The sequence below is a fragment of the Candidatus Dormiibacterota bacterium genome, assembly GCA_035635555.1.
Lineage (GTDB): Bacteria > Acidobacteriota > Polarisedimenticolia > Gp22-AA2 > Gp22-AA2 > Gp22-AA3.
Genome location: DASQAT010000040.1, coordinates 1 through 26,495, shown reverse-complemented (window position 1 = coordinate 26,495; position 26,495 = coordinate 1). Strand labels below are relative to the sequence as shown.

General features: G+C 66.5%; 23 protein-coding genes. 14 read left to right on the top strand and 9 right to left on the bottom strand.

Going from position 1 to position 26,495, the window contains the following annotated elements; all coding sequences use genetic code 11:
• The first annotated feature begins 12 nt into the window (after window positions 1-12).
• Complete coding sequence (locus tag VEW47_11195; protein ID HYS05745.1) at window positions 13-1,206, top strand: FAD-dependent oxidoreductase; 1,194 nt, start codon at window positions 13-15, stop codon at window positions 1,204-1,206.
• Window positions 1,203-2,042 carry an N-acyl homoserine lactonase family protein gene (locus VEW47_11190; protein ID HYS05744.1) on the top strand — a complete coding sequence of 280 codons (840 nt, stop codon included), beginning with the start codon at window positions 1,203-1,205 and terminating at the stop codon, window positions 2,040-2,042. Before VEW47_11195 ends, VEW47_11190 begins: the two co-directional genes overlap by 4 nt.
• A gap of 4 nt (window positions 2,043-2,046) precedes the next feature.
• Here the strand turns inward: VEW47_11190 and VEW47_11185 are convergent, their stop codons facing one another.
• On the bottom strand, window positions 2,047-3,429 hold the full coding sequence (locus tag VEW47_11185) for a DUF2330 domain-containing protein (protein ID HYS05743.1): 1,383 nt from the start codon (window positions 3,427-3,429) through the stop codon (window positions 2,047-2,049).
• 10 nt (window positions 3,430-3,439) lie between these two features.
• A complete protein-coding gene (locus tag VEW47_11180) occupies window positions 3,440-4,342 on the bottom strand; it encodes an RnfABCDGE type electron transport complex subunit D (protein ID HYS05742.1) in 903 nt (300 codons plus the stop codon).
• A 234-nt stretch (window positions 4,343-4,576) separates the two neighbouring features.
• Here VEW47_11180 and VEW47_11175 point away from each other — a divergent pair, with 234 nt between their 5' ends.
• The gene (locus VEW47_11175; GenBank protein HYS05741.1) at window positions 4,577-6,832 is read left to right on the top strand and encodes a protein kinase; all 2,256 of its coding nucleotides are present in this window, start codon (window positions 4,577-4,579) and stop codon (window positions 6,830-6,832) included.
• A 109-nt stretch (window positions 6,833-6,941) separates the two neighbouring features.
• Here the strand turns inward: VEW47_11175 and VEW47_11170 are convergent, their stop codons facing one another.
• Both VEW47_11170 and VEW47_11165 read right to left on the bottom strand, forming a co-directional pair.
• Window positions 6,942-10,349 (bottom strand): FG-GAP-like repeat-containing protein, encoded by a 3,408-nt coding sequence (locus VEW47_11170; protein HYS05740.1) that lies wholly within the window; start codon window positions 10,347-10,349, stop codon window positions 6,942-6,944.
• Window positions 10,350-10,365: 16 nt separating this feature from the next.
• The gene (locus tag VEW47_11165) at window positions 10,366-10,947 is read right to left on the bottom strand and encodes a hypothetical protein (protein ID HYS05739.1); all 582 of its coding nucleotides are present in this window, start codon (window positions 10,945-10,947) and stop codon (window positions 10,366-10,368) included.
• Window positions 10,948-11,186: 239 nt separating this feature from the next.
• On the opposite strand from VEW47_11165, the gene VEW47_11160 reads away from it, so the two are divergent.
• The 4 genes from VEW47_11160 to VEW47_11145 all read left to right on the top strand — a co-directional run bounded on the left by VEW47_11160 (window position 11,187) and on the right by VEW47_11145 (window position 15,930).
• The gene (locus VEW47_11160; protein HYS05738.1) at window positions 11,187-11,516 is read left to right on the top strand and encodes a hypothetical protein; all 330 of its coding nucleotides are present in this window, start codon (window positions 11,187-11,189) and stop codon (window positions 11,514-11,516) included.
• Window positions 11,517-13,101: 1,585 nt separating this feature from the next.
• Complete coding sequence (locus VEW47_11155) at window positions 13,102-14,235, top strand: GDSL-type esterase/lipase family protein (GenBank protein HYS05737.1); 1,134 nt, start codon at window positions 13,102-13,104, stop codon at window positions 14,233-14,235.
• A 158-nt stretch (window positions 14,236-14,393) separates the two neighbouring features.
• Window positions 14,394-14,594, top strand: a complete 201-nt coding sequence (locus tag VEW47_11150; GenBank protein ID HYS05736.1) for a hypothetical protein — start codon at window positions 14,394-14,396, stop codon at window positions 14,592-14,594.
• A gap of 76 nt (window positions 14,595-14,670) precedes the next feature.
• On the top strand, window positions 14,671-15,930 hold the full coding sequence (locus tag VEW47_11145) for a polysaccharide deacetylase family protein (protein ID HYS05735.1): 1,260 nt from the start codon (window positions 14,671-14,673) through the stop codon (window positions 15,928-15,930).
• A 17-nt stretch (window positions 15,931-15,947) separates the two neighbouring features.
• On the opposite strand, the gene VEW47_11140 is transcribed toward VEW47_11145, so the two are convergent.
• Window positions 15,948-16,193 carry a hypothetical protein gene (locus VEW47_11140; protein HYS05734.1) on the bottom strand — a complete coding sequence of 82 codons (246 nt, stop codon included), beginning with the start codon at window positions 16,191-16,193 and terminating at the stop codon, window positions 15,948-15,950.
• 181 nt (window positions 16,194-16,374) lie between these two features.
• Here VEW47_11140 and VEW47_11135 point away from each other — a divergent pair, with 181 nt between their 5' ends.
• The 4 genes from VEW47_11135 (at window position 16,375) to VEW47_11120 (ending at window position 20,913) form a co-directional block, all read left to right on the top strand.
• The gene (locus VEW47_11135; GenBank protein HYS05733.1) at window positions 16,375-17,016 is read left to right on the top strand and encodes an NYN domain-containing protein; all 642 of its coding nucleotides are present in this window, start codon (window positions 16,375-16,377) and stop codon (window positions 17,014-17,016) included.
• Window positions 17,017-17,107: 91 nt separating this feature from the next.
• Window positions 17,108-17,575 carry a (2Fe-2S)-binding protein gene (locus tag VEW47_11130; GenBank protein HYS05732.1) on the top strand — a complete coding sequence of 156 codons (468 nt, stop codon included), beginning with the start codon at window positions 17,108-17,110 and terminating at the stop codon, window positions 17,573-17,575.
• Window positions 17,572-19,776 (top strand): molybdopterin cofactor-binding domain-containing protein, encoded by a 2,205-nt coding sequence (locus VEW47_11125; protein HYS05731.1) that lies wholly within the window; start codon window positions 17,572-17,574, stop codon window positions 19,774-19,776. The genes VEW47_11130 and VEW47_11125 overlap by 4 nt, the downstream gene beginning before the upstream one ends.
• Before the next feature lie 114 nt (window positions 19,777-19,890).
• A complete protein-coding gene (locus VEW47_11120) occupies window positions 19,891-20,913 on the top strand; it encodes a transglutaminase domain-containing protein (GenBank protein ID HYS05730.1) in 1,023 nt (340 codons plus the stop codon).
• 22 nt (window positions 20,914-20,935) lie between these two features.
• Here the strand turns inward: VEW47_11120 and VEW47_11115 are convergent, their stop codons facing one another.
• The 4 genes from VEW47_11115 to VEW47_11100 all read right to left on the bottom strand — a co-directional run bounded on the left by VEW47_11115 (window position 20,936) and on the right by VEW47_11100 (window position 24,088).
• On the bottom strand, window positions 20,936-21,508 hold the full coding sequence (locus tag VEW47_11115) for a hypothetical protein (GenBank protein HYS05729.1): 573 nt from the start codon (window positions 21,506-21,508) through the stop codon (window positions 20,936-20,938).
• Window positions 21,505-22,353 (bottom strand): zf-HC2 domain-containing protein, encoded by an 849-nt coding sequence (locus VEW47_11110; protein HYS05728.1) that lies wholly within the window; start codon window positions 22,351-22,353, stop codon window positions 21,505-21,507. Before VEW47_11110 ends, VEW47_11115 begins: the two co-directional genes overlap by 4 nt.
• A gap of 3 nt (window positions 22,354-22,356) precedes the next feature.
• Window positions 22,357-22,920: a sigma-70 family RNA polymerase sigma factor gene (locus VEW47_11105; GenBank protein HYS05727.1), complete on the bottom strand. Its 564-nt coding sequence runs from the start codon at window positions 22,918-22,920 to the stop codon at window positions 22,357-22,359.
• 136 nt (window positions 22,921-23,056) lie between these two features.
• A complete protein-coding gene (locus tag VEW47_11100) occupies window positions 23,057-24,088 on the bottom strand; it encodes a fatty acid desaturase (protein HYS05726.1) in 1,032 nt (343 codons plus the stop codon).
• 111 nt (window positions 24,089-24,199) lie between these two features.
• Between VEW47_11100 and VEW47_11095 the strand changes: the two genes are divergently transcribed.
• The 3 genes from VEW47_11095 to groEL all read left to right on the top strand — a co-directional run.
• Window positions 24,200-25,087: an XRE family transcriptional regulator gene (locus VEW47_11095; protein HYS05725.1), complete on the top strand. Its 888-nt coding sequence runs from the start codon at window positions 24,200-24,202 to the stop codon at window positions 25,085-25,087.
• A gap of 122 nt (window positions 25,088-25,209) precedes the next feature.
• A complete protein-coding gene (locus VEW47_11090) occupies window positions 25,210-25,503 on the top strand; it encodes a co-chaperone GroES (protein ID HYS05724.1) in 294 nt (97 codons plus the stop codon).
• 14 nt (window positions 25,504-25,517) lie between these two features.
• Window positions 25,518-26,495 (top strand): chaperonin GroEL (groEL, locus tag VEW47_11085; GenBank protein ID HYS05723.1); only part of this gene is annotated, 978 nt, incomplete at its 3' end.

Below are 26,495 nucleotides of genomic sequence, written 5' to 3'. Positions count from 1 at the left end.
GAGGAGGGAAGGATGCCGAACTACACCTACTTGATCGTTGGAGGCGGAATGACCGCCGATGCGGCGATTCATGGGATCCGCGAGATCGATCGCGGTGGATCCATCGGCGTCATCGGGGCGGAGTCGCACCCCCCCTACAACCGTCCGCCGCTTTCCAAGGGGCTCTGGAAGAAGCAGCCGCTGGACAGCATCTGGCGCAAGAGCGACACGCTGGGATTGACTTTCCATCTGGGACTGAGGGTCCAGCATCTCGACCCGGCGAACAAGCGGGTCACCGATGATCAGGGGAACGTGTACACGTTCGACAAGCTGCTCCTGGCCACGGGCGCCACCCCCCGCCGTCTGGCGTTCGGGGCCGAGCAGATCATTTACTATCGCACGCTGGACGATTACCAGCGTCTGCGGGCGCTGACGGAACGAGGGCGGAAGTTCGCGGTCATCGGCGGCGGATTCATCGGTTCCGAGGTCGCCGCCGCGCTGGCGATGAATAGGAGGGAGGTGGTCCTGGCGTTCCCCCAGGAAGGGATCGGCAGCCGTGTGTTTCCGTCCGAGCTCTCCAGGTTCTTGAACGACTTCTACCGCCAGAAGGGAGTCGAGGTTCTGACCGGAACGTCGGTGACCGGCATGGAAACGCGCCGGGACAAGTCGATCCTGACCCTTCGCGACTCTCGGGCCGGAAACGGACAGGAGATCAGCGTCGATGGGGTGGTGGCCGGGATCGGCGTTCAGGCGAACGTCGATCTGGCCCAGGCGGCCGGCCTCAAAGTGGAGAACGGCATCCGGGTGGATGCATCCCTGCGAACCAGCCATCCGGACATCTACGCCGCGGGGGACGTTGCCGGCTTTCATAATCCCGTCCTGGACGTGTGGATGCGTGTCGAGCACGAGGACAACGCCAACACGATGGGGGGCGCGGCGGGTCGCGCCATGGCGGGCGAAACAGTCGCTTACGACCATCTCCCGTCGTTCTATTCGGACCTTTTCGAGATGGGATATGAAGCCGTCGGTGAAGTCGACTCGCGTCTGGAGACCGTCGCGGACTGGAAGGAGCCGTGTCGTGAAGGTGTGATCTATTACCTGCGAAACGGCCGCGTGAGGGGCGTCCTGTTGTGGAACGTCTGGGAGCAGGTCGACGCGGCGCGACGGCTCCTCGCCGAGCCCGGTCCGTTCAAGGCCTCGGATCTCAAGGGGCGGCTGCCGGCGTGAAGCCCTCTGCGTGCCTGCTTCTTCTCGTTTTCGCGGTCGGTGGCGTGGAGCCTTCTGCCGCGCCCCCTCCGAAGTATTCCATCCAGGCGATCCGGTATGCGGACTCCCAGGGGGATTCCGTGGCGGACCTGGTCATGGGAGCTCCCCGGAACGAGACCATCGACACCGTGTTCGTCGTGTGGCTGATCCGCGGTGGCGGGCGGAACATCCTGTTCGACAGCGGATTCCATCGGGAGAAGTGGTTCAAGTACTCTCCCGTGACCGATTATCTCAGACCGGATGAAGCCGTGAAGCTCGCGGGAGTGAAGCCCGATGAAGTCACGGACATCGTGATCAGTCACGCGCATTGGGATCACATGGGCGGGATCGATTTGTTTCCGAAGGCCACCGTGTGGATCCAGAAGGACGAATTCCGATACTACACGGGAGACGCGTGGCAGGTGGATGGGGACCACGACGGCATCGATCCGGAAGATGCCCGGGAACTGGTGCGGCTGAACACGGAGGGACGGCTGCGTCTGGTGGACGGCGACAACATGGAGATCTTTCCCGGGATTCGCGCTTACACGGGCGCGCGCCACACCTATGCGTCGCAATACCTGCGCGTGGAGGGGAGCCCGTCGTTCGTGCTGGCCTCGGACAATTGCTACCTCTACCGAAACCTCGCGGAGCACAAGGCGAGCGCCACCTTTTCCAAGGCGGACGAACCCGCCAACATCAAGAATCAGGAACGCATGATCGAACTGGCGGGGTCCGTGGATCGAATCGTTCCAGGACATGATGCGCTGCAGTTTCGACGGTTCCCGACCAAGGGACGGGTCGCGCGGATCAAGTAGCGGCTCACCTCCAGAGGGTTTCCCACCAGCGCCGGGGCGCTTCGATCTCCATCTTCGATCGGACGGCGTCGATGTCCCACCCCGTCAGATTCGCCAGAGTCTCCGCCCGCTTCTCCCGTCGTGCCTGCAGCTCCTCGAAGTATCCCGCCGCGGCGGGGCACGCGTCGGGGGCTCCCGTCCAGGGGTGCTGCAGGACGTATCGTCCCTGGAAATTCTGCTGGTCGCCGGTCTCCTGGAAGACCAGGTCCTCGGGAAAGGTCTCGGCGCTGTAGCGCAGGTGCAGGCGGGTGAGAATGACTTGCGTCGGACCACCGGCCGGCCGTGATGCGGGCGCCCGCCCGAATCCCCACCCGGGAGCTTTCCCCCCGAATCCCGGACCGACGCCCTGTCTGGATCCCGGATCGTCGAGCCAGAAGACACCGAGGGCGCGCATCTCCTGGGGTGAAAGAGGGTCGGCCGCGCAGGGATCGCACCAGCCCATGTTCCAGACGTACTCGGTGAAGACGGCGCGTCCGTTTTCGCGCTGGACCTGCCGGTTGAACATCGCCTTGTAGAAGTCGGGAAACGATTCCTTGACGTATTCGGGGATCTCCATGCCGGTCGGCAGCATCACCGTGCGGTAGTTGGTCGTCTCGACCCGCCCCGTCCTGGTGAGGGCGTACACGACAAGGTCCTGCGGCCCGCGCGCGTTCATCATTCCCAGCCGGATCGGCAGCATGAACTTCTCCGACTCGAAGGCGAACTGCAGAGGGCGGAGATACGTCGCGCCTATCCTCACCTGCTCTTCGAGATTCACCCGGGCGACGAAGAACTTCATCCCCTGGCGGACATAGGGCTGCAGCGCCCGGCTCGCCCCCTTCGGAACGCGGTAGCCGTTCTCGTGGAGCCAGGTCTCGAGACCGTCGGAGACCTTCGCCGAGAGGATGACGATGTCGTACTCCCCCACCGTGTATTGAGCCTCGACCGCGACCCCGAGGCTCCGGGTGCGGGCCGTAGAGACGCCCGATGCCATGACCCCTCCGGTATCGCCGAGCACCCGCATTTTCTCGGTCAGCTCACGGGCGCAGGGGTCCGCGTCGAAATACTCGACGAGGCGCGGGGCGCTGTAGGCGTCGAGATGCTTGAAGAGAGCGGCGTCGCCGACGTGGATCTGTCCCTTCTCCAGCACGACCGGCACCGGCACGACCAGCGCGAACTCCTTCAGGTCTCCCTGGTAATCGTTCAGCATGCTGATGACGGTCCGGTCGCCGTCCCGGACCAGCGCCACCTGGGAGGCGCTGTTGAACAGCGACGCGTCCGCTCGTCCGACGTAGAAGCCGCAGAAGGCGCGCGCCTCAGGCGGCGACGCAAGCCACAGCACGGCCAGCAGGATCCCGGGATGGCGCAAGCGGCAAGGGTCAGCGGAGCGACGCAATATTCCCCGGCACGAGCGAATCAAGCCCGGCCGTGCCGGCGGGACGGGCCGGGATATCGGGCCGCGGTCGGATGGCGAACATGGGTCCATGGGTCTCTCCTTGTAAGGCGTTTTGCTGCCAGGTGAACTTCGGTGCGGGCCAGAGTCGATCCCACAGCGCCACCGCCGGCGCCAGCAGGAATAGAGCGAAGAGCAGGCCGTTCGGCCGGTAGAGGCCGAACTGCCAGATGGCCGCGAATCCCGCGACGAGCGCTGCATGGACGATCCGTCCCCGCGGGTGGTTGGGAATCGTCATCGGATCGGAGATCATGAAGAATGCAAAGAGAAGCAGTGAGCCGTTGCCGATCTGGTGGACGAACACCGCCGGGCTCTGGCCGAGCCAGGCGACGCGCGCCGCGAGGAGGCCGAGGTAGAACGCGAGGAAGGCCCAGCTGATGTCACCCCTGCGGGCCCGGCACGTGACGATCGTCCCCAGGGCGACGAACCAGCCGGTGAAGGCGAGGTCCTGGCCCCACTGGCCGGGTGACGTCCAGGTGCCCGGGACGAGAAGCAGGCCCAGGATTATGCCGAGGTTCCCCGGGTTGAAGACGTGCTTGCCCCGGACGCGGATCAGGAACTTCGAGCCGATCGCCGACGCGGCCAGAAGCGGATGGGCCCACAGAGTGTCGGCCCGCAGGAGGATCGACAGGCTGAGGCAGGTGATGACGGCGCTCGGGATGCCGATCCGCTTCAGCCCGCGGGTCCGCGCGCACAGGACCTGCGTCGCGATGCCTGCGAAGAAGGTGAGAGCGACCTGCGAAGGACGCAGACTGAAATCGCGCAGCCAGGCCCCCGCCGCGAGCAGCGTGCCGAGAAAGAGGATCTGAAGAATCCGCGCGTCGCGCATCGTATGGATTGGACACCGGGGGCGGCGCAGAGTTCCCGACGATCCAGGGGTGGCTGCCGACTCCCATGAATAAGGTGGACGGTCGCACCTCGCTCTTCAAGTCGGTCCCGGTGGCCGCCGCTGCGTTGCGCCTGCGCCGGGTGCTGCAGGCGAGCAACACGGATCGAAACTCTCCTGGGCAGGCGTAGATCCCGTGCGCCGTGACCCCGGAGACGCGATACAATTCGCGCCAGCATGATTGGCAGAACCCTCGGCCACTACCGCATCATTGAAAAGATTGGCGCCGGTGGAATGGGCGAGGTCTATCTGGCGCGCGACGAGCGACTTCAGCGCGACGTCGCGATCAAGATCCTGCCCGCCGGGACGCTCGCCGATGAAACGGCGCGCGCGAGGTTTCGCAAAGAAGCCCTGGCGCTTTCCAGGCTCAACCATCCGAATATCGCGACCGTGCACGACTTCGATACGTCCGATGGAGTGGATTTCCTGGTGATGGAATACATCAGGGGCGTCACGCTGAACGAGAGGCTGACCCAGGGGCCGCTTCCCGAGAAGGACGTCATCCGGCTCGGGACGCAGCTGGCGGAAGGGCTGGAAGCCGGCCACAAGGAACATGTCATCCACCGGGACATCAAGCCGGGCAATATCCGGGTGACGCTCGATGGACGGGCGAAGATCCTGGACTTCGGCCTTGCGAAGGTCGTCCGCCCGGCGGGCGAGACCGCAATCGCGGACAGTCTGTCCGAAACAGGGACGGTCGGGACGCTCCCCTACATGGCACCGGAGCAGGTGCGGGGCAGACAGGTCGACGCGCGCACGGACATCTGGGCGCTGGGGACCGTGCTCTATGAGATGGCGACCGGGCGGCGTCCCTTCCTCGAAAATGATGCGTTCCGTCTGGGCACGGCGATCCTCGAGAGCGCGGCCCCCTCGCCGCGCGCTCTCAACCATCGAATACCGCCCGAGCTCGAGCGCATCATTCTCAAGACGCTCGAGAAGGAGCCCGCGAGGCGCTATGGCTCGGCGGCGGCCCTGCTCTCCGATTTGCGGCGTCTTGACGAGACCGATTCAAGGGGCACGACGCCGGGAGCGAAGACCCGCGCGTGGCGTACGGCCGCGACGATGGCTCTCGCCGCGGCCCTCGCTCTCGCCGGGGGCGGCTACTGGCTCCGTCGGGCCGGCTCCTCCCCGGGCGCGCTCCCGGGAAAGATCATGATCGCGGTGCTCCCGTTCGAGAATCTGAGCGACAACCCCAAAGAGGATTACTTCGCGGACGGGCTCACGGAAGAAACCATCGCCCAGCTGGGCGAGCTGCAGCCCTCACGGCTGGGCGTCATCGCGCGCACCTCGGCGATGAGATACAAGCACACGCACGAGACCGTGGACCAAATCGGCCGCCAGCTGAATGTGAGCTACGTCCTGGAGGGAAGCATACGCCTCGCGGACCAGCGCGTGCGGGTCACCGCGCAGCTCATCCAGGTCAGCGACCAGACGCATCTGTGGGCCGAGAGTTACGAACGCCCGCTCAGTCACGTCCTGCGAATCCAGAGCGAGGTCGCGCAGAGGGTGACGCAGTCCCTGGCGGTGGAGCTCCTCCCCTCTCAGCGAGCCGGCCTGACGAACACGCGTGAAGTCGATCCGGAAGCCTACGAGACGTACCTTCTCGGACGCAACGAACTCCGCAAGCAGAGCCGCGAAGGAATCCAAAAGGCCATCGAGTATTTCCAGAAGGCCATCCAGGAAGACCCGCAGGACGCCCGGGCTCAGGCGGCGCTTTCCGAGGCCTACTGGGCGGGGAGCACCTACTACGTCGCGCCCCTGGACGTGATGCCGAAGGCCAAGGCCGCGGCGCTGAGGTCGCTCGAGCTGGACGACAACCTGGCCGATGCCCACGCCTCGCTCGGCAACGTGCTCCTCTTCTTCGACTGGGATTGGCCCGGATCGGAAAGAGAATTCCGTCGCGCTCTGGCGCTCAACCCCAGTCTGCCGGACGCGCATATGGGATACGCCGACTACCTGGCGACGCTCGGAAAGTTCGACGAGTCCATCGCGCAGGTGCGGCAGGCGTACGCGCTCGACCCGGTCTCGCCGAGCGTCAGGCCTGAGGCGCTCTGGATCTACCTCTTCTCGGGACGCAGCGAGGACTTCATCGAGCAGTGCAAGAAGCTGATCGATCTGGAGCCGGAATCGGGGATTGCCTATGCCCTCCTCGCGCAGGCGTACGCGCAGACGGGAAGGTCCAGCGAGGCGGCCGACGCCGCCAGCCGCGCGACGCACCTCGGCAACGCCCCCGTCGTGCTCATCACGGCCGCGGCGGCCCTCGCGAGAGCGGCGCGCCCCGGGGAGGCCCGGCGACTGCTCGACGCGGGCCTGGCACAGGCCACTCAACGTTATGTGTGCCGATTCAACGCAGCGGCCGCCTATGCGCAGCTCGGGGAAACCGAGCGCGCCTTCGAGTCTCTCGACGCGGCCTTCCTGCAACGATCGGATTGAATGCCATGGCTCGGGGTGGATCCCCGACTCAATCCGCTGAGAAAGGATCACCGCATCCAGGACCTGGCGCGCCGCGTCGGGCTCCCGTCCTAGAGCTGCGCCCGTCAGGCTACGGACACGGGGGGATCGAGGCGTCGCTCATGGGCGTTCCGAAGGTGCCGACGCCACAGGAATTGCGGGAGCGGACCAGGTACCAGTAGGCGCTTCCCGCGGGAGGAGCAGGGCGGGTATCGTCGTAGACGACGGCGGTCGTCGAGTTGAGGCAGGTGGACGACGCGAAGGCGGGACCGGTGCCGGAGGACAGCGCGCCGCTGACCAGGTCGTAGCGTGTCTCGGGGCCGCAGGCCTGATCCTGTCCCTGCCATGCCAGGCTCGGTGAGGCGTTCAACGCCGCGAATCCGGCGACCTCGAACGGCGCCGACCAGACGGTCGGGTCGTGGTCCGCGCAATCGTCCCCGCCGCAGTGCGCGTCGACGTGGGTGTCGAGATCGTCGTCGGGGAAGATCGGGACATGCTCGCAGGCGTCCGGCGTCGCGCTCACGGTGACGTTGTCCACGGCGAAGGTATGGCCGGTGAGCGCGTCGCGCGTGTCGTAGACGAACATCACCTGCACCGTGCGGCCGGCAAACGCTCCCAGATCGAACTCGTGATGGATCGCGGCCCCCGTGCCGTCCGCGAGCCGCGTGCAGTCGTTGAGGGGAGTGTAGGTCGCTCCGCCGTCGAGGGTGATGCCCGCGTCGTGCGCGTCCCTGTCACCGGAGGCGAGGCAGGAGCCGGCCTCGTCGCGCGACAGGGCGTCGAACGAGAGGACGGTGCGTCCGGATGCGGGCAGCAGGACGGCGGGGCCGACGAGCTGGCTGCGCTCCCTGGATGAGTCGGCCTGGCAGGCCGAGCCGTAGTTACCATTGGAGGAGAACATCACGCTCGGGAATCGCTCGGCCAGGCAGCTCGCGTAGTCCTGGTGCCACGTGTCGGCGCCGCCCCGCGAGGCGTGCGTCCACCCGGGGAAGCCGGATTCGAACCCTTCCCACGACAGGACGATCGGCAGACCGCACAGATCCGTCGTGCAGGGATCGCCGTCGTCGCAGGACGGCGGCGTCCCCGCGTGACAGGAGCCCGCGCCGCACCACTCGACTCCGTTGCAGAAGACCCCGTCGTCGCATTCGCTCTGCGACGAGCAGGTGGAGGGTCGGAGCAGGACGGCGTAGGTGGCGGGAGGATCGAACCCGAGGGGCCCGGTGGCGCTGAGACTCACCAGCAGATCGCTGCGGCCGTTCCCGTCGAGGTCGGCCACGGCCAGCTTCTGCGGAAACTCCGCCAGGCCCCAGATCGTGTCGGCACGCGTCAGGGCGCCGGTCCCGTCTCCGTACGAGATCGTCAGCTTCGCGCCCGGGCTGCGCGGCGAGAACCAGGCGCCCGTCGAGGCGACGTCGAGGTGACCGTCGCGATCGAAATCGGCGGCGACGACCGACGGCTGGAACGGCTCGGGGACCGCGGTGCGGCCCCCCAGGGCGAATCCGCCGGCGCCGTTCGCGAGGAGAACGTCGATATACGATCGCGTGAAGTTTGCAGCGCCCCCCGCGGGCTGCAGGTCCGACAGCGCGAGATCCGCGCGGCCGTCCCCGTTGAAGTCTCCGGCCGCAAGGCTGCGGGCATCGACCCTGACGGTGACCGTGCTGATGGAGGTGGACATCGGCTGGAATCGGCCGGAGCCGTCCCCCTGGAGCACGACGATCGACGGCGCGGAGGCGGCCCCGGCCACGCCGGCGACGTCGACGGAGGGGCTACCGGCGAAGTCGCCGGCCATCAGGGCCCCCTCCGGGAAGGACGTCCCCGCAGGCAGCTCGGTGGCGACGGTCGTGAAGCCGCCGTCCGCCCGTCCCATCAGGGAGTAGACGGAGGCCCCCCCCGCGGCGTGGCGGATCAACGTGACCAGGTCCGGGTACGGGTCGCCGTCCAGATCGGCGACAGCCAGGTCGGTCAATGTGTCCTGGTCGGGCGCGTCGAGGAGCGTAACCGGCGCGCCAAACCCTCCTCGGCCGTCACCGCGGTACAGTCGGACCTCCTTCCCCGTGGTGCTCGCCACGGCTACGTCGAGGAAGTCGTCCACGCCGCGGTTGAACTGCCCCGCGACAATCGGCCCGTTCCCGGGGAACGACGCCACGTCGACGGGAGGCGCGAAGGTCCCGTCGCCGTGACCACGGTAGTACCGGACGAGGTTCCCGGGCACGAAACCGGTCTGCGGCGCCACGAAATCAACGGCGCCGTCCCCGTCGAAATCCCCCACGGCGAACTCCACGGGACCGCGAGATTCACCGAGCGCCACGTTGCTCACGCGCAGGGGCTGGTCGTTGACGATGATGTCGACGCCCTGCGCGATCGTTCCGGCCGCCGCCACGATCGGCGTGAAGGCGCGCGGATCGTCGACCGCCGGATCGGCGCTCTCGCCGGTGCCGTTGTAGAACTCGGGTGGACCGGGCAGTATGACCGGCGGAGAGAACGGCCCGATGCGGCTGCCCTCCTGCGCGAACACGTCCACCTCCTGGATCTCGATCCGGTAGGAGTCGCCGGGAACGAGCCCGGCGAGCGTGTACGCGCCGGGGGGCACCACGGTCGTGCCCGACAAGTACGAGATGGCGTCCCGATCGTCGGCGAGATTGCGGGCGATGACGTTGATCCCGGAGAGCGGGGCGCCGTCCGGCGCCAGGATGCGTCCGCGGACGGCTCCGGTCGTTGCGGCGTAGTTCGAGATCGGATAGAGCGACGAGATCGCCACGACGTCGTCCCTCTCCGGAGTCGCCTGCGAAGCGTCGCTGATGAAAGGGTACATGGTCTCGACCGGCGTGGTGTAACCGGCGAGATCGGAGTCGGGAGGATTCATGAGTCCGTGCACCTGCGTGTGGTCCAGGCCGGCGAAATGCCCGAATTCGTGGACGAAGACCGCCTTGAACAGATCGAGTGATATCTCGTGGTTGCCGGCCGCCGGGTCGTCCACGCCGTCGATCCACTTGCCGTTGAGGAACGCCAGCCCCTCGACGATGTGGGACCCCGGAGGGACCGGATCGCCGATGGCGACGGTGCTCGTCCCGTCGGAGAGAAATGTCGGGCTGGCGAAACCGAGCACGCTCGTGCCGACACCGTACAGCGCGTCGAAGATGGAGCCGTCCGCATCGAACACGATCACGCTCTGACCGAGAGGTGCCGTGGCGCCGCCGTACGGGCCCAGGTACGGTCCGAAGTTGGTCTCGTCGACGTCGACGGACAGGCCGCCGGCGCGGACGAACGCGATCGTCGCCGTCGGAACATTCTCCCAGGTGGCGAACAGGTCTCCGGTCAGGCGGACGGCCTCGCTGCGCGAGAGGAGACCGAGACCGCTCCTGTCGGTGGTATAGCCGACGGCCGCCGACGTGTCCCATCCGACCGGTTTCCCGTCGGTCGAGGAGACCAGCGGACCGCCGGCCAGCGCGACGGTGCACGATCCGAGAAGGATCAGAGGACCCGCGAAGACGCGTCGCATCCAGGGCCCCCGCGGCTCAGCGCCGCGCCGGCGGAGCGCCGACGAGCGTCTTCAGGATCGATTCGCGCACCGTCCGGTAGGGAACCCTGCCGCCGCCGGCGGCGGTCGTCGCGTCGCGTCCTTGGGGCGCTGACGGGAAGAGACCGGTGAGTTCCTCCGGAACGATCACATCTTCGCCGGCGACGAGGAAAGCCCCCCGGCTCGCGCCGGCCGGAGACGTCAGTCGTGCCTTGCTCTCCGGCAGGAGGAAGATGACGTACTCCAGTCCGGGGGTGTACACCGGCAGGCCGGCTGCCCTGCCCAGGTCCCTCGGACCCCCGCTGGGTGTTCCGACCTGCCGGAAGGTGACCGTCTTCCCGCCGCCTCCCTTGAGGTATTCCCGGACCTCGAATGTGTAGGTGGTCGCCGCGATCCGCGCCCCGGCGTATTCCGTCGTACCGACCTCCGCCGACAGACAGACTCCGCGAAAGACCCGGGCGGCGCTGCCGCTCAGATCGGGCAGGGTGACGGGAAGGGCGGTCATCGCCATCGGCCCCGGCTGCGCAGACACCATCGCCAGGGCCAATGACAGAGCCAGACGCGCCGACACTGTGGACATGTGTAGAGAACTCTTACCGCGACGTGGAAAGAGCGTCAAGCGGAATCTGCCCGGGCGACATCGGGCGAGGTCAAATTTGTCCACTGGAACGGACACGAACCTCTGTCCTCTGCACGGTCTTCCCCCTTGGAGCGGCGCGAAGTTCACGAAGCGCGGTGTCCAGGGGGGTGGCATCGATATTGCTGTTTTGCTTGTCCATCTCCAGCAAGTCCACTTGGCTACTCTAAGAAGGAGGATCGATGACCAGAGTCGCTGTGCTGATGGTTGCAGTTCTGATGGCCGTGCTGCTGGTCCAGGTGGCGCCCGCAGTCGCCATGGGCAAGACGCACGACGTGAAGGGGACTGTCGTCGCCGTCAACGTCGAGGGCAAGACGATCACCTTCAAGGATGATTCCGGCGCGAGCGTCACGGCCCCCGTTCTGGACGCGGCGGCCGGGACCCTCAAGAACGTGAAGGCGGGCGAGTACGTGACCTTGACCTGCCAGGACAACGAGAAGGGAGAGCACGAAGGGATCACGCGGATCCAAGCCGCGCCCGCCGCGGATTCTCAGAAGAAACCGTCGCGCTGACAGTCGTCTGATCGGCGCGGGAACCTGACGCGCCTGGCGTTGCCTTCGCTTCCGACGCGCCAGTAGAGGTCCTGGAGGACGAGCTTCTGTTCGAGAGGGTCATGGGCTCGAAGCCGAGCCCGGCCTCGATACGGACAGGGCTCGGAATCCTCCAGGACCTCTTGGCTTTCACCGCACATCCGTCCGCTTGACCCGATGCCTGCCTGATCGTAGAAAAGTGGCATCGATTGGGAACTCTCCACTGCGATCCGACGACAGAGGTGAGATATGCCTATTGACCTGAGCGCGATCGTTCGCCACAGGATCGTTCTCGTCCTTCTGTTCGCTCTGCTGGAGCCGGCGCAAGCCGGCTGCCCGGGAGAACCAATCGGTACGTCCGCTGTCGCCGCGAACCGCCCCAGGAAGTGAGGAGGTGCCAGGTGCTCACGTCAGTGCTTCCTCAGAGGCTTGAACATGGTACTAGCGGGCAGAAAACATTCAAGCACATTAAGGCGCACTCCTCCCCCTGGCAACGAGTTCCCTGAAACGAGCCGTGCACCTGGCAGGGGAAGCCAGCGCCGCAGGTACCGTCTGGATCGGAGACGATAAGACTGGCGTCGCCCGTGAAGCTGTTATCGCGCAGAGTGGCGACGTCGTTTTCTTCGACTCTCATATTGTTACAGGTTGTGTCGCGCCCAATGGCGCGGACGGAAGTCAGGGTCATCGAGCTCCCCTGCAGGCTGCCTGTATATCGGGTGTCGAAGGCACAGCAGCAGTCCTCTCGCAGGGCGTCAAGATCGGGTCCCGTCTGGACCATGTCCACGATGGAACCGATCGGTTTCACAATGCCTGCGAGGCCGCAGGGGTCTGAATCGACGTTCAGGGTTACCCGCCACTTGGTTTTCACGGGGCCCACCGGGGGGATCCCCTTCCCCAGGGCACCGCCCGACTCCTGACACGAGATCAAATCGAAAGCGCTCATGAACACGATCGCAACTGCGATCCCAGCAACATTCCGTCGCATGGTCGGCCCCTCCCAAGGCGCCTGGCGGCCCTGAATCCTCGACCCCAGGCCTTCCGTACGCTCTGCTGTGGAATCTACCGCGGGATCAGTTTCGCTGTCGGGCAGGATCAGGGCGCGGCGCGGTTTCGAAGCAGCGTGCCATTCGTCACCGCCACTCCGGTATTCATCCTAATCGCGCAACGGAACGGCTCCCATGATGCATGGTGGTATGCTCTGCCGCGGAGGCGCATCCTGGCCAGCGCGTTCAAACGAGGCGTTCGCGAACATCCTCTCCGGTTCTTTTTCCCGCTCGCTTTCCTGCTGTCCTGGTATCCAACGCTGCTTTCGTTCGTCGGCCTGCACGCTTCAGGTATCGGTGCCTGAGAGAGAGAATCCCTGAACAAGGAGCGCTGGTTCGCGAACCTGGTCCTTCTCGCCGCCTCGGCGGCGACCGCGGGCGCGGGGCTGCTGGCGTTCACGACCGCCCGTAGCGTCCATGCCGGGATCGCCCGGCAGGCGCTGCTTCTGGGAGGGGCGCTCTGCCTGAGCGCCGTGTTTCTGGCCTGTCTTCGGCTGTCACTCCCCCGGCGGGTGACGCTGGCCGTGACGCTTGTTTCCCTCGTCGCGGCGGCCTACATCGCGGAGGCCTACCTTCGGGAGCTGCCGTTCCTGCGGGTCCGGCTGGCCGCCCGCCGGTTCGGAATTCCCTTCGACGCTCGCGACCAGTTCCAAGTGGTCCGTGACCTCCGAAAACAGGGACCCGACGTCTATCCCGTCACCTTTCCCGCCTGGCAGGGATTGCCTTCCGCGGATGCACCCCTACTGCCTCTGGGCGGGATCTCGGACGTGACGACCGTGTTCTGCAACGAGATGGGGCAGTACGTCGTCTACCGAAGCGACGAGCACGGGTTCCACAATCCGAAGGGGATCTGGTCGTCCGCCCGGTTCGACCTGGCCGTGCTGGGTGACTCCTTCACCCAGGGTGCCTGCGTTCCGACGGAACAGAATTTCGTGGAGCTGCTGCGCCGCCGGTACCCCGCGACCCTCAACCTGGGGATGGTGGGGAACGGACCGCTTCTTATGCTTGCCGGATTGAAGGAATTCCTCACGGAGCTCAGACCGGGCGTCGTCCTGTGGGTCTATACGGAGGGGAACGACCTGACCTTCGATCTGAACCGTGAGAAGCGCTTCACCCGACTCACGGACTACCTGCTCCCGGACCATCGTCAGGGCCTGATCGGGCGACAGTCGGAGTGCGACGCCTTCCTGCGAAGGTTGACGGACAGCGAGTACATTTCCCGCGAGACCGACACGATGCAGATGTCGGCTCCGGGTCGGTTCTGGCGACTGTGGTCCCTGCGACAGGCTCTGGGGCTGCAGGTCGGAGAGATCACGCTGGACTCCACGCGTGTCGATCTCCCCCTGTTCCGGCGGATCCTCGATGAGGCGCGCCGGACCACCGGCGGATGGGGCGGACGGCTCTACTTCGTCTATCTCCCCGCCGAGGCCCGCTATCATGAGGATAGATACCGCCGCGAGTACGACTGGGCCCGCGGGCAGGTCCTTTCGATCGTGGAGGACTTGCAGATCCCCCTCATCGATCTGCATCCGCCGATCTCCCGGCACCCGGATATCTCGGAGCTCTACTCTTACCGCGGTGCTCATTTCAGCCCGGCCGGCTATCGCCTGGTGGCCGAGACGATTCTCCTGGCACTCCAGACGTCCTCGAGTCGATGAGCCCGCCGACCCGGGAGATTGCGACTGCGGCCGACGCGGTCGCCATCGTAGGACGTGCCGGTGTCGAGCCGGACGGCCCTGGAGTATGATCCCCGCCTCGAAGGGAGGACGCATGAAGAAAATCCTGATCATCGCCGTGACTGTGCTCGCGCTGACCGGTGGATTCGTCAGGACGGCATCCCAATCTTGCCGCGGCGCAGAGGCTGGCGTGGGAGGCGTTCGAGAAGATCGCAGCCGCGCAGAGGGCGAACGAATGGGACATGAACGGTCACGCCCAGAAAGCCAAGGAGCTGCTCGACCAGGTGAGTATCGAGCTCAAGGAAGCGGCCGAGGCCGCGAACCAGAACGCTCCCAAGTAGCGCGGTCCCGCTGAAAACCCTGAAAAGGGCGGTTCGCGGGACAGGGCGATTCCTGGCCGGCGCGTTGATCCTCGCCGTGTCTCCCGCTTTCGGAATCGATCGCGCTCCGCCCGCCACGAAGGCTGAGATCCGGCGTCCGATCCTGGTCACCGTCGACGACCTGCCGATCGCGTCCGGCAGGCTGCACATCGAACCGGCGGAGAGGGAGAGGATCACGCGGGACCTTCTGGCCGCGCTCGATCGCCACCACGTCAAGGCGGTCGGTCTCGTGATCTGGGGCACTGTAGGCGAAGGCAAGGGCGGTCCCGGTCTGCTCGATCTCTGGCTGAAGCGGGGACACGAGCTCGGCAACCATTCGTTCGGTCACCTCGACTACAGCGCCACCGACGAGGCGGTCTACATCGCCGACGTCGAGCGAGGCCGCCGGGGGCTCGCCGATTTCCTCGGCACGCGCGGCGCGACACCGCGCTTCTTCCGGTTCCCCTTCCTGGACGAGGGGGAGACTGGGGGGAAGCTCGACGCGATGCGGCGCTACCTGCGTTCGAGCGGCCAGCGGAATCTGCCGGTGACCATCGACACGCAGGACTGGTCGTTCGAGGAACCCTGGGTCGCGGCCCGCCGCGCCGGGGATCAAGGGGCGCGCGCGGAGGTTGCGGCCGATTACCTCGCCGCCCTCAGACTCGAGGTCCGGTCGCACGAGCGTCGCGGTGACCGCCTGACCGGCCGTCTGACGCCACAAATCCTTCTCCTGCACGCCAATGAAGTCGGCGCCGCCCTGTGGGACGATCTCTTCGACTGGCTGGAGAAGACCGGGCACCGCTTCGCGACCGCCGACGAGGTCCTGGCCGATCCCGCCTTTTCCGAGGAGCCTCGGTTCATCGCCCGCCAGGGGTGCGGTCTCTGGGATCGTCTCGAGCACGAGCGGAGCGAGCGCGCCGCCCGACGCGAGATCGAGGATCTCCTCGCCCACCAGGCGGACGCCTGGAATCGCGGGGACATCGAGGCTTTCTGCTCCGTCTACGCCGACGATGCGACGTTCCTCTCCCCTGCCGGAGTCACGAACGGACGGCAGGCGGTCATCGATCGCTACCGCTCGCGCTATCCCGATCAGGCGGCGATGGGACAGCTCAGCCTCGAGATCCTCGAGGCCCGCCCCACCTGGGGGATGGAGACTGATCTGATGCAGAACGCGGTTCCGGGAAGCGTCCAGGGGATGACGGTCGCCGCCCGCTGGACGCTCACCTACTCCGGAAAGGCACCGGCCACGGGATTCACGCTCCTCGTCCTGCGTCCGCGCGGCGACGGCTGGGCGATCGTGCAGGACGCCTCGATGTGATCGGACCTCGCCTCGGACTATCCCAGGGGCCCCACAATCAGCGCGATCGGCAGAAGCAGGATGAGGGTGGTGAGCAGCCACCAGTCCACCGATGGGTCATGCCGCGCCGAGAGGAGCACGACCGACAGGGCCATGAGACCGCGATTCACGCATCCGAAAACGGCGACGGGCGTGAAGTACAGACCGGTCACCGCGGCGGGTGCAACCGCCGGCAAGGCGATGTGTCTGATCAACGCCGGGAACAGCGGCCTGGCGGTCTCCATGCCGGCCAAGATAATGTCGGGCTTGGGCCGAGGGCAAGCTCCGTCGGGTGACCCTCGGATCACGACACGCGGAGGGTCGGCTTCTCCGGCACACTGAAGAGGTAGGTGGGACTCCCCGTGCATGTCCACGAGTGGCGCGATTTCTTCTCGAAATCCCCGTCCGGCTCGCGGTGGAGGGGCCATGAAGCGAATCTGGATGGTGGACGGCCACAACCTGATCTTCGCCATCCGCGGCCTCCACGAGATGCAGGTCTCGGGTCGCGGTGACGAGGCGCGCGGCGCCCTGGTGGACACGCTGAGACGGTTCGCGCAGAGCAGGGGTGAACAGGTGCTCGTGGTCTTCGATGCCAAAGAGTTGCCCAGGAACCCGGACGTCTCCCGGGAGCCGTTCCTCGAGACTGTTTACACGCGGCGGAGTGATGGAGGGGCCGACAAGCGGATCACCCACGAGGCGATACGACGCGCGGAGCAGGGACAGCATGTGACGGTCGTGACCAACGATGTGCGCACGCTGGCGGTGAGGCTGCCGAAGAGCGTGCTTCGCATGAAGGTGCACGCGTTCTGGCTGAAGCACATCGAACGCGCCGCCGATCCCGAGGGCAAGCCGGTCGAAGGCGACTTTTCGGACATCGAACGCGAGCTGGAGGCGCGGGCCGCTCTGGAGGATCCGGTGCCGGTGGTCCGGGACGACGAACGGAAGCGACAGGCCCCGTCTTACGCGGAGGCGGGGCCTGCCGAAGCGATCCGGCGAAAGAAGGAGAGAGGGCGCCTCCGCCAGGAACGCCGGCTGCGGCGGCGCCCGAAGCCCGAACGGCGGAGCTGACCGGGCCGGAAAAGTTACATCCTTTTACACGTCCCTTGCGTCTTTTTACGGACCGCCGATCCCACCGCGTGCTAGCCTGCCCGCGGACTCCATGGCCGCCTTCACGCTGACGATCAATGGACGGAAGCGCCGGGTCGATGCGGATCCGGAGATGCCTCTGCTCTGGGTCCTCCGCGATCTCCTGCACATGACCGGGACGAAATACGGATGCGGCGCCGGCGTGTGCGGCGCCTGCACCGTCCACGAGAACAACGTGGCGGTGCGTTCCTGCCAGATCGCGGTCTCCCAGGCCGTCGGCAAGCGCTACACGACGATCGAGGGGCTCGCGGACACCGGCGATCATCCGTGTCAGAGGGCCTGGATCGAAGAGGACGTGGCCCAGTGCGGCTACTGCCAGCCGGGGATGATCATGACGGCCGCCGCATTGATTCGAGACAAGTCCGATCCGACCGATGCCGACATCGACACCGCCCTGTCGGATTCGGTCTGCCGTTGCGGCACCTACCAGCGCATGCGTCGGGCCATTCATCGAGCGGCCCGCGAGGGGAAGCGCACATGAGGGTCTCGCGCCGGGCCTTCCTGAACGCGGGCGCCGCCGCCGGGGCGGGTCTGATCGTCGGCTTCCGGATGCCCGGAGTCGCGCAGGCGGCGGACGCCGCGCCGGCGGCGTTCCGGCCGAACGCCTACATCGAGATCTCCCCGGACGACACGATCACGCTCTGGGTGACGCGCTCCGAGATGGGACAGGGGGTGCGCACCACTCTCCCGGTCCTGCTGGCCGAGGAGCTGGAAGTGGACCCGGGCAGGGTGAGGCTCGAGCAGGCGATGCCCGGCGCGCGCTTCAAGGGCATCCGGCTGCGCACCAGCGGCAGCGGCAGCAGCTCCGGGACGTTCCGCGCCCTGCGACTGGCGGGAGCGACCGCGCGCGAGATGCTGATCGCAGCGGCGGCGCAGGTCTGGCAGGTCGATCGCTCCAGCTGCCGCGCCGCGCTCGGTTCGGTGATCCACACACCGTCGGGCCGGACGCTCGGCTACGGCCGCCTGGCCGGGGCGGCGGCCCGACAGACGCCGCCGAGCGATCCGCCGCTGAAGGACGCCAGGAATTTCCGTCTGATCGGAACGCGCGTGAAGCGCACCGATGGTCCGGCGATCGTGCGGGGCGGCGCGGTCTACGGCATCGACGTGCGCGTGCCCGGCATGCTCGTCGCGGTGATGGAGCGGTGTCCCTACCTGGGCGGCAAGGTTGCAGGCTTCGACGCGAGCAAGGCCCTGGCGACCCCCGGTGTGCGTCATGTCGTCCCGATCAAGAGCGGGATTTCGACCGGCGTGGCGGTGGCCGCGGACAACACCTGGGCCGCCCTCAAGGGCCGCGAATCGCTCCTCGTGACGTGGGACCCCGGACCGAACCGGGACTTCGATTCGGAGCGTTTCATCCGGACGATGGAAGAGGCGTTCTCGAAGGACGGTTATCCGATTCGCCGGGACGGGGATGCGGAAGGTGCTATGGGCTCCGCGGCCACCACGCTCGAGGCGGTCTACGAGTATCCGTTCCAGGCGCACGCCCCGCTCGAGACGATGAACTGCACGGCCGACATGCGGAAGGAATCGTGCGAGGTCTGGGCGCCGACCCAGACCCCCGAGACCGCCTTCAACGACATCATCAAGACCTACGGCCTGCCTCCCGAGGCGGTCCAAGTGCACACGACCCTGCTCGGTGGCGGCTTCGGGCGCCGGCTCTTCGTGGACTACGTCCACGAAGCGGTCGAGCTGTCGAAGGCGATCGGCAAGCCCGTGCAGCTGCTCTGGACCCGGCCGGACGACATGCGGCACGGCTTCTTCCACCCGGCCTCCGTCGATCGGCTGCGCGCCGGTCTCTCCGCCGACGGAACGGTGCTGGCCTGGCTGCACAAGGCCGTGGGCTCGGATCTGTCGATGTTCGGTCTCCCGAGCGAGGAGGAGAAGAAAGACCAGCAGCGGTACGCGAAGGATGGATCCCCCTGGGGGGCGTACGACAACCCTTATGGCTTCCCGGCCATGAAGGTGGATTACGTCCCGGTGGATAGCCCCGTGCCCACGGGCGCATGGCGCGCCGTGGAGTACCCCTCGCGTGTCTTCGCCCGCGAGTCGTTCATCGACGAGATCGCGCGCGCGGGAGGGAAGGACCCGCTGCGGCTGCGCATCGACCTGCTCCGGCCCGGGAACATCCTGGAGCTCGGCGATCAGCGCATCGATCGCGGTCGGATGATCAAGGTTCTGGAGATCGCCCGGGACAAGACCGGCTGGGCCACTCCCCTGTCCTCCACGAAGGATCGGCTGCGGGGACGCGGCGTGGCCGTCAACTCCTACTTCGGCGAGAGCTACGTCGCCGAGGTGGCCGAGGTGTCCGTCGCACGCGACCTCGGCGATCTTCGCGTGGACCGCGTCGCGTGCGTCGTCGATTGCGGAGTGGCGATCAACCTGGCCGGTCTCGAGGGCCAGATCGAGAGCGGAATCACCTGGGGACTCTCGGCCGCCCTGCACGGAAAGATCGACTTCCGCGACGGCCGGGCGCTTCAGGAGAGCTACACCGACTTCGAGGTCATGCGCATGGACGAGTCGCCCGTGATCGAGACCCACCTCGTTCCCAGCCAGGCGCCCCCCTCGGGATTCGGAGAACACTCGGTCCCGCCCGTCGCCCCCGCCGTCGCGAACGCCGTGTTCGCCGCGACGGGGCGGCGGGTCCGCAGACTTCCCATCACGCCGGCCAGGCTGCGCGCGTAGCCGTCGAGCAACAGCGGCGATGGGCTCCCGGCTTCGGACCCCCAGGCCGCCATGCTAAGCTCTCATCATCACCGGGAGGATAAGATGCGTCGCATGCGAGCACGAGGAATTTCCATGACTGCGACCGCACTGGTCGCGTCGGCGGCTCTCGCCGCCGGCGGCTCCGCCGATGCGCCGGCCTCCTCGTCGCGGGCCTTCGAGTTCAAGTACACGGTCCGCGTGAAGGAGCCTCCCAAGGACGCGGCCCGCCTGCAGCTCTGGATTCCGGTTCCCACGTCGGACGCCCAGCAGGAGATCTCGAATCTCAGCATCAAGAGCCCCCTGCGCTACGAGATGCATGAGGACGCGGAGTATCACGACCACTACGCCTACCTGGACTTCGACCCGCGCAAGCAGCCGGTGCCGATCGAGATCGAGATGACCTTCAAGGCCGTGCGGCGGGAGAACCGGGTCGCCGTGCGCGACGCAGGCGCCCCTTCGGCAGCCGTCTCCAGGCCGGCGGATCTGAGGCGATCGCTCGCTCCCGACCATCTCGTGCCGCTCGACGGTCCGATCGGCAGTCTCGCGTCCGATCAGACGAAGGGCCTGGAGCGGCCGCTCGACAAGGCGCGTGCGATCTACGACTACGTCCTGTCGGTGATGCGCTACGACAAGACCGGGGAGGGCTGGGGCCGCGGAGACGCGGTCTACGCTTGCAGCGTCAAGAAGGGAAACTGCACCGACTTCCACGCGCTCTTCATCGGCATGATGCGCGCTTCGGGCATCCCCGCCCGGTTCGAGATCGGATTCCCCCTGCCCCGCGACAAGAAGAGCGGCGAGATATCCGGATACCACTGCTGGGCCCAGTTCTGGATCGACGGTCTGGGGTGGATCCCGATCGATGCCTCCGAGGCCTGGAAGGACCCGGCGCGCCGCGACTACTTCTTCGGCGCGCACGACGTCAACCGGATCCTGTTCACCCGGGGGCGCGACATCCGGCTCGACCCGGCGCAGCAGGGCGACCCGCTGAACTACTTCGTCTATCCCTACGCCGAGATCGACGGCAAGCCCTGGACGGGGATCCGGTCGACCTTCTCGTTCAGCGATCTCGCGCCCACGGTCGCGGACGCCTCGTCCCCGCGGGGCGCGGCCGACTGAGACTCGCCCCCGTGGATTTCCGTTACCGGGGGTCGGACGTCTGCGAGGCCCGGCGCTCCTGGAGGGCGCGGACGAGGAGGTAGGCGCCGAAGATCATCGGAGCCACCGGCCACCACTGTTCGACCCAGTCGAGCGACACCCCGAAGCGGGTGTTGAGGAGCAGAATGAAACCGCCGACGATGAGGGCGCCGCCTCCGAAGATCGAACCGCGGATTCCGGGGCTCTTGAAGTCCTGCGGCAGCTCGATCGAGACGTTCCCGGCGAGGGCGTCGTTGTAGAGGGAGGCTCGGCGGGCCGCGTCGATGATGTTGTAGAGCCAGAAGAACGCCACGAACAGCCCGAAAAGGGGGCTCAGGCGGTCGAGCGTCCCCGAGGACATGATCGTGATCAGGGTGCCGATGACCGCCGCGTGCACGAACCCGCGCTGGTAGTAGCCCACGTACACCTGTCCCAGGCCAGGCATCATCGAAAGGATCGCCGCGATCGCCGGCGACTTGCTCCGCGAGTCCCTCATCCCGGTCTGCAGCGGGACCACCGGGGGTGCCTGGGGATGGGAAGGGACGTGCGGCACCGACGATTCCTGCATGGCGTTCATCTGGATCCTCCCTCGTTCGTATCGTGTGTCGTCTGCTGAGACGCAATCCGATCCCACACGGTTCCAACTTCCTTCTTCAGCCCGTCCCATGCCACTTTCGAGCGACGCCTCGCCGTGGTCGTGAGCTCACGAGTCGCGTCCTGGACCCGCGCCTTCGTGCCGTCCCAGCGCGAGCGCACCGCACTGCGGATCCGGGGGGCTTCCACCGCGGCGGCGTCCGCCGGCAGCGTGGCCTGCACCGTCCGGACGAGACCGAGCGCCCTCCCCGGTACGTCCGCGAACGGCGCGTTGGGAGCGCCAAACAGGAGGAGCACGAGGAGCGACCCGGCGTACGCCCCTTCCCAGGCGATCCTCGGGCGATGCGCGAGCCGCCGCCAGCCGGCTGCGAGACGCGCCATCCAGACGGAAGACGGCGCCGCGCGCCCCGAGGTCCGGGCCAGGACCCCGGGAACAAAGAGCGCGTCCGGTTCCAGCTCGGCGAAGGACGGAAGATCGGTCGCGAGCCGTGCGAGGGCCGCCGCCAGGCGGCCGCAGTCGTCGCAGCCGTCGAGGTGCATGCGAACCATCTCGTCGTCCGTCGGCCCGAGCAGCCGGTCGACGTGGTCGCACAGCCGCGCACGGGCGCTCCCGCACGTCGAGCCGCTGGTGCGCGCCAGGACCGCGCCGAGAAGACTCGCCGGCGGAGAGACCGGCGCGCCCGCTTCGGCCAACAGGCTCTTGAGGTCGCGGCACAGGGCGCACGAGCGGAGATGCTCTTCGACCGCCCGGCGATCCGCCTGGCTCAACCGCCCCTCCAGGAGATCGTCGAGCCGCTCGATGATTGAGTCGCAGGTCGCGTCGTTCACCCGTCACGCTCCATACGATGGATCGAGGCGCCGCACTCGCGTGGCCAGATCGAGCCGGGCCCGGTTGCAGCGCGACTTGACCGTGCCGATCGGGACCTTCAGCAGAGTCGCGATCTCCTCCACTTTCAAGCCCTGGATCTCCTTCAGCATGAGGATCTCCCGGTCGGAATCGCTCATCCGGTCCATGGCGCGATACAGCAGGTCCCGCGCCGAACGCGACGCCGTGGCCTCCTCCGGCGTCGGCCCCGACGACACAAGGTGCTCCGGGTCGTCGGCGAGGTCTTCCGACCCCCGGGGACGCGCCTTCCGCCTCCTCAGGGCGTCGATGCAGACATTGCGCGACAGGCGCAGGACCCACGGCAGAAAGGCCTGATCCCCGTGGAAGGACTCCAGACGCTCGTAGACCCGGACGAAGACCTCCTGCGCCACGTCCCGGGCGTCCTCGGCGTTCCGCATGTAGTGGCAGGCGACCGAGTACACGCGCGCCTGGAAGAGGCGCACCAGCGCCTCCCAGGCGAGGTCGTCTCCCCGGCGGCAACGTTCCAGGAGGGTGGCGACGTCCAGCAACGCTCTCTCCCGCTTGCTTCCCTACGCCCCGGCCCGCGTTCCATCGACCTCGGGGTGGCGCTCACCCTGCAGGACGGATGGGACCGCCCCCAGGTTCGAGGAATCTCGGGGCCGGGATACCCGCTCGGTGGAGACTTTACCCCGAACTCGAGGCGGAAGAAGACGATCGGAAGGATCCGGCCTGCTGCCGGCGAAGCTCCCGCAGGGCGCGGTAGCCTGTCAGTCTGCCACGCTGTTCGTCCCAGAGACGGTAGGTGAACGATCGCAGACTGGAAAGCAGCGTGATCGGCTTCACGCGTTGGAAGAGCGGGTCGGCCCGGTGGCAGGGTTCCAGGTTGTAGTTCGGAATGCGCGGGCTCAGATGGTGAATGTGGTGGAACCCGATGTTGCCCGAGAACCACTGCAGGATCCTCGGCAGCCGGTAGAACGAGCTCCCCTGGAGGGCCGCTTCCGCGAATCCCCAGCTCTCGCGTCTCTTCCAGTACACCCCTTCAAACTGATGCTGCACGTAGAACAGCCAGAGACCGACCGTTCCGGTCAGCGTCATCACCGGAAGTTGAATCAGCACGTAGGCCTTGAGGCCGACGGTCAGGCTCATCACGACCGCGATCAGGAGGAGCGCTCCGTTCGTCCAGTGCACCTCGAGGCGTTCCCGCCTGCCGACCGCGCGCGACGGGAATCTCTGGTGGATCAGGAACAGGTACAGGGGGGCGATGACGAACAGCACGAAAGGATTGCGGAAGACCCGGTACGCGAGACGCTTCCAGCGGGGCGCATCGATGTACTCCTGCACCGTCAGCGTCCAGATGTCCCCCGTGCCGCGCCGATCCAGATCGCCCGAGGTCGCGTGATGCAGGGCGTGCTTCTGCCGCCATTGGAGGTACGGCGTGAACGTCAGGACCCCGGTGACGAATCCCAGGACATGATTCGCATGCTGCGATCGAAAGAAGGAGCCGTGGCCGCAATCGTGGAAGATGATGAAGATGCGAATCATGAATCCGGCGGCGGCGACGGACACCGCCAGCGTCAGCCAATAGGAGACGTGCAGCGTCCAGATCATCAGCCCGCAGAGAGCCAGGTACGGCACGAGCGTGTTGACGACCTGCCAGATGCTCTTTCGCAGCATCGGCTCCTGGTACCTGATCACGGCCCGCTTCCAGGACAGCATGTCAGGTCACGATAGGTCAATTCACTTTACTTGTCAAACCAAGGAGTGCGATACTGACATTGTTTATGAATTGTTAATCGATTACAGTTAAGTTACGAGAGGACCATTCCTATGGACATCTCCCTGGTGATCGGGCGCCGGCTGAAGGAGTTGGGTCTCGAGCAGCGCGACCTGGCGCGGGCCGCCCAGGTGACGGAATCGTACATCTCGCAGCTGCTGGGCCGGAAGAAGGCCCCGCCCGCGCCCGATCGCACCGATCTCTATGACAGGCTGGGGAAGATCCTGAAGTTCCCGCACGGTGAGCTGGCGCGCCTGGCCGGCCTGCAGCGCCGCGAGGCTCTGAAGAAGCGCCTGGGTGACACTCCGACGCCCCTGTTCAAGGAGGTCCGCGGCCTGATTCTCCGCAAATGCCCGCCCGCCAGGGGCAAGCACCTGCGCCCCATCTTCGAGAAGGAGGCCTTCGGCGAGCTCGAGCGTCTGGTGACTCAGAAGCTGCTGGACGTGGTCAAGAGACTGGCGACGGAAGAACTGCAGAATGAGCGCTGGGTCCGCCTGGTCGCCCGCCTCAGCCACAGACGCTTCGATCAGATGCGCGTCCTGGTGCTCGAGTTCCTCGACACCGACATTTTCAACCTGTCGGCGGAACAGTGCGTCGTCTTCATGGATCCGCTGATCGAGTCCTGGGACATCGACCTGGCGACGTTCGGCATGGAGATCGTCCTCAGCCGCAGAGTCGCGCGGGAACCCCTGAAGAAGTTCGACTTCATCGAGCGGGGCCCCGAAACGCAGCCGATCGACGAGCCGGGGCTGAAGGATTTCCTGAAAGACCCTGCCCTGGGCGGCACCGCGACCGGGGAGGAGATCGAGTTCCTGAAGAAGCTGAGATTCCAGGGGAAACGACCGACCGCTCTCTACTATTACCGGGAGCTTCAGAGCCTCAGAGATCCATTGCACTTCGCTCCGCGAGCAGCCGGCCGCGCCGTCGCAGCCAGGTCGTGAAGTCGGCCACGTTGACATCGGCGTGCCTGGTCGAGTACGATTGGCACTCCACAGCACCGAGTGCCAAGAGGACCGTGACCATCCCCCGGCCTTCGACCCACTCTCAAACGGAGGTCTTCCCGATGAAAACGACTGTCAGACCCCTGAGCGACCGGATCCTGATCAAGAGAGTCGAGCCCGAACACAAGATGAAGGGCGGCATCATCATCCCCGATACGGCCAAGGAGAAGCCGCTCGAGGGGAAGGTCGTGGCCGTCGGAGCAGGTCGTCTTGACGACAACGGCAAGCGGATCGCGCTGGAAGTCAAGGCCGGCGACCGCATCCTTGTCGGCAAGTACACCGGCACCGAGGTCAAGATCGACGACGTTGAGCACGTGATCGTCCGCGAAGAAGATATCCTCGGCATCATCAGCTGAAAGGGGAAGAATCCATGTCTGCAAAAGAGATCATCTATTCGGAGGATTGCCGTCAGGCGATCCTCCGCGGCGTGAACAAGCTGGCCGGCGCGGTGAAGGTCACACTCGGACCCCGGGGCCGGAACGTGGTCCTCGAGAAGAAGTTCGGGGCACCGACCAGCACCAAGGACGGTGTCACCGTGGCGAAGGAGATCGAGCTCCAGGACCCCCGGGAGAACATGGGCGCCCAGCTCGTTCGTGAAGTCGCGAGCAAGACGTCCGAGGTCGCCGGGGACGGAACGACCACGGCGACGGTCCTGGCGCAGGCGATCTATCGCGAAGGCGTCAAGGCGGTCACCGCCGGCGCCAACCCCATGGACCTCAAGAGGGGGATCGAGAAGGCCGTCGAGAAGGCGATCGAGGAGATCAAGAAGATCTCGAAGCCCGTCGGCGGCAAGGCGATCGCCCAGGTCGGCACGATTTCCGCCAACAACGACGAGACCATCGGCGAGATCATCGCCCAGGCGATGGACAAGGTCGGCAAGGACGGCGTCATCACGGTGGAGGAGGCGAAGGGGCTCGAGACCTCCCTCGAGATCGTCGAGGGGATGCAGTTCGATCGCGGCTACCTCAGCCCCTACTTCGTCACCGACGCCGAGCGCATGGAGTGCGTGCTGGAGAACCCGTACATCCTGAACCACGAAAAGAAGATCTCCAACATGCGCGAGCTCCTGCCGCTTCTGGAGCAGGTCGCCAAGAGCGGGCGCCCGCTGGTGATCATCGCCGAGGATGTCGAGGGTGAGGCGCTGGCAACGCTGGTCGTGAACAAGCTGCGCGGCACGCTTCAGGTGCTGGCCGTCAAGGCGCCGGGCTTCGGCGATCGCCGCAAGGCGATGCTCGAGGACCTCGCGATCCTCACCGGCGGCAAGTGCATCACCGAGGACCTCGGCATCAAGCTCGAGAACGTCAAGATCGAGGACCTCGGCCAGGCCAAGAAGATCACCGCCGACAAG